At 63.8% G+C, this 3,240-nt stretch carries 4 protein-coding genes; 3 read left to right on the top strand and 1 reads right to left on the bottom strand.

Annotated features, from left to right (window positions below; all coding sequences use genetic code 11):
* Positions 1 to 7: 7 nt before the first annotated feature.
* The 3 genes from VGP39_RS09560 (at position 8) to VGP39_RS09550 (ending at position 2,764) form a co-directional block, all read left to right on the top strand.
* Positions 8 to 778 carry an ABC transporter ATP-binding protein gene (locus VGP39_RS09560; protein WP_327567863.1) on the top strand — a complete coding sequence of 257 codons (771 nt, stop codon included), beginning with the start codon at positions 8 to 10 and terminating at the stop codon, positions 776 to 778.
* An 18-nt stretch (positions 779 to 796) separates the two neighbouring features.
* The gene (locus VGP39_RS09555) at positions 797 to 1,687 is read left to right on the top strand and encodes an MlaD family protein (RefSeq protein ID WP_327567862.1); all 891 of its coding nucleotides are present in this window, start codon (positions 797 to 799) and stop codon (positions 1,685 to 1,687) included.
* Positions 1,688 to 1,861: 174 nt separating this feature from the next.
* Entirely contained in the window at positions 1,862 to 2,764 is a 903-nt protein-coding gene (locus tag VGP39_RS09550; RefSeq protein WP_327567861.1) for a hypothetical protein, read from the top strand.
* A gap of 242 nt (positions 2,765 to 3,006) precedes the next feature.
* On the opposite strand, the gene VGP39_RS09545 is transcribed toward VGP39_RS09550, so the two are convergent.
* On the bottom strand, positions 3,007 to 3,240 hold a 234-nt coding region (locus VGP39_RS09545), incomplete at its 5' end, for a hypothetical protein (protein WP_327567860.1).

Raw genomic sequence — 3,240 nt, 5'->3', positions numbered from 1 at the left:
TGTAGCGATGGTCGCCGATGTCTCCGATGCCATCATCCGGGTTCGCGATATCTCGGTGCAGTTCGGCGCCACCAAGGTGCTCGACCGGCTCAGTCTCGACGTCAAGCGCGGTGAAATTCTCGGCTTCGTCGGCCCTTCCGGCGCCGGCAAATCGGTGCTGACCCGTACCATCATCGGGTTGATACCGAAGGTCAGCGGCAGCATCGAGGTGTTCGGGATCGATCTCGACGCCGCTGACGCCACCGCGCGCCGCGGCGTCGAGCGGCGCTGGGGTATCCTGTTCCAGCAAGGCGCGCTGTTTTCCTCGCTGACCGTGCGGCAGAATATCCAGTTTCCGGTGCGCGAATATCTCACCGTTTCGCAGCGCCTGCTCGACGAGATCACCATCGCCAAGCTAGGCATGGTTGGATTGAAGCCCGAGGTCGCGAACCGTTTTCCATCGGAACTGTCGGGCGGCATGATCAAGCGGGTCGCGCTGGCGCGGGCGCTGGCGCTCGATCCGGAACTGGTGTTCCTTGATGAACCGACCTCAGGCCTCGATCCGATCGGCGCCGGCGACTTCGATGAATTGGTGCGGACCCTGCAGCGCACTTTGGGCCTGACCGTTTTCATGGTAACCCACGACCTGGACAGCCTTCATACCGCCTGCGACCGCATCGCCGTCCTGGGGAGCGGCAAGATCATCGCAGCAGGAACAATGACCGATATGCTGGCCTCGCAGCATCCCTGGTTGAGGGCGTATTTCCACGGCAAGCGCGCCCGCGCCGTCGTGGGTTAGTGGTACTGGAGCCAATTGATGGAAACGCGGGCGAATTTCGTGCTGATTGGATCGTTCACGCTGGCGGTGATCGCGGCGGCGTTCGGCTTCGTGCTCTGGTTCCAGAGCCTGCACACCACCAAGCAGCGCAGCCCCATGCGCATCATCTTCGAGGGTCCGGCGGCCGGCTTGCGCAATGGCGGCAGCGTCAATTTCAACGGTATTCGGGTCGGAGAGGTAATCTCCGTGAAGCTGGACAACCCGCGGCGGGTTGTCGCACTGGCGATGGTGGAGAACTACGCGCCGATCCGCAAGGACACCCTGGTCGGCCTCGAATTTCAGGGGCTGACCGGCGTCGCGGCCATATCGCTCAAGGGCGGCGAGGTGGCGGCGCCCGCGGTACCGTTGGACGAGGATGGCGTTCCAACGCTGACGGCCGATCCCAAGGCGCTGCAGGACGTGACGGAATCCATCCGCGCGACATTGCAGAACATCAACAGGGTGGTCGCCGACAACCAGGAGGCGGTCAGGAGCTCGCTGCAGAACCTCGAGACCTTCACAACCTCGCTGGCGCGCAATTCGGAGAAGATCGACAGCATCATGCTCAAGGTCGACGGGGTGGTGGGCAAGGCTGACGGCGTGATGAGCAAGACCGACAATTTGATGCTCGGTCTGAATACGCTGGCCGGCGGCAAGGATGGCGGCGAACTTTTCCAGGCCATCAAATCCATCCGCGAACTGGCCGAGGATTTCGACAAGCGCTCGGGCGCGCTGATGTCCGATGGCCGGCGCACCCTCGGCGACATCAGCCGTGCCGTGAATAATCTCGACAAGAACCCGACGCGCCTGCTGTTCGGAGCCGGAAGCGGCAGCGCGCCTGCGCCGGCGCCCGCGGCGCCGGAAAGGCCGGCCGGTCAAAAGCGGCAATAGCGCGACTATCCGAGAACCTGACGGGGTTGTCCCGGTAACGCGCTTCTCCCACGACGATGAGCTTTGCGCGCCAGTCCCAAGTTGGTTCGGTACTTCAGCCGGCGTGTCTGCCGGTAATCAGGGATTAACCGTTTAAGCCAATTCTATCGCCGAGCACCAAGGTGAGTGGCGATCATGCGTCGGCTGTTACGGTCCACCTGCTTCGCCGCGTTTGCGTGCACGCCTCTTGCTGCGGGCTTCGGTCCGGCGGCGGAGGCCGGCGATTGCCGGCCGGGCGCCATCGAAAGATTGCGCGCCTCGGCCCCTGAGGGTTTCGCCGTCTACCAAGAGATCAAGGACAAGAAGTTCTTTCTGGGCTGGATCAGCTGCGGCGAGGCGCAGCTCGGCCTGCCGACGGCGGTGCACGAATCCGTGCACTACATCACCGCCGAGCTTGATGCGTTTCCGCTGCTCCATGGCGGCCAGTTGAAGCGGCCGCATGAAGTGTCGGGATTTTTCGCGCCGTCGCTGATCGCGGCAAAATTCAAGAGCAGCGATTTCGTGACGACCTATTTGCGGCCCGGCAGCGCCAGCTCATCGACCGATTTCCTCTATCTGCTCGATGAGCTCAATGCCTACACGCACGATCTCAACACCGCGGTCGATTTGAGCCGTTCGCGCGGCCCCGCTGAACAGGGCGATGAAGTCGATCATCGCGACGGGCTCGCGGCGCTGATGGCGTTCGTCGCGCTGTATGCCGCGCGGGCCGAGCAAAGCGAGCCTGCGACCTGGAGCGGCTTGCTTGAGCCGCGCGTCGCAAGGACCGTGTCGGAACTGTGGGGACGCGCCGAAAAGGTGATGGCGTCCTCGTGCGGCATCCCGAATTTCGGCACCGAGGACAAATCCCTGATCCGGCAGTTTTGCCATAGCGCGCCGCAGGCCGCTTTGCAAAAAATCCTCGGGAGGGCGCCGGTCTGCCCGGCCGCATGTCTGAAATCCACGCCGGTCGCCACGCTTGAAAGCAAACCGCGCGTGGACATGATGCCGACCGGCAGTTTGCGCCCCGGTGTCGCGGCAAAGCCTGGCCGTCCGTTCTAAAGTCGTCCCGTTGAGCGGATAGTCACGCTATGCACGTATCGGTGTGGTCAAGCCCGCGTATGACGCAGTGTCTGTTGCTGCGTTCCCCGGATGCTGCGCAGCGCGCCGCTCCTCGGCGTGGTGCGCTGCTAAGCCGGGGTCCCGGTTACTTGCGACCCGAAGTAAAATAACCGGGGTCCCGGTTCTGCGAAGCGGCATGAAGAATGCCGCATCGCGCCCGGGACACGTGGTTGCGTTCCTCTTCAGATTTCAAACAGCCAAGCTTCCGCATTCTCGCGGCGCACTGCGTCCGAGGTTTGCCAGAAACCCTCCACCAGCGAACCGCGCTGGTGCGATGGAGCGGCGGGAGGCGCCAGGGCACCAACGGGCACCCCTTGAGGCGGGATTAACGTACCCACCTCGCGCGGCAAGGCACCGCGCGCGCCCAAGGCTAGGCGCAGCGCCTCCCGGCGCTCCACCAACCAGGCCATCGACCG

This window comes from Bradyrhizobium sp. (genome assembly GCF_036009065.1).
GTDB lineage: Bacteria > Pseudomonadota > Alphaproteobacteria > Rhizobiales > Xanthobacteraceae > Bradyrhizobium.
This window is presented reverse-complemented; position numbering and strand designations above follow the sequence as displayed.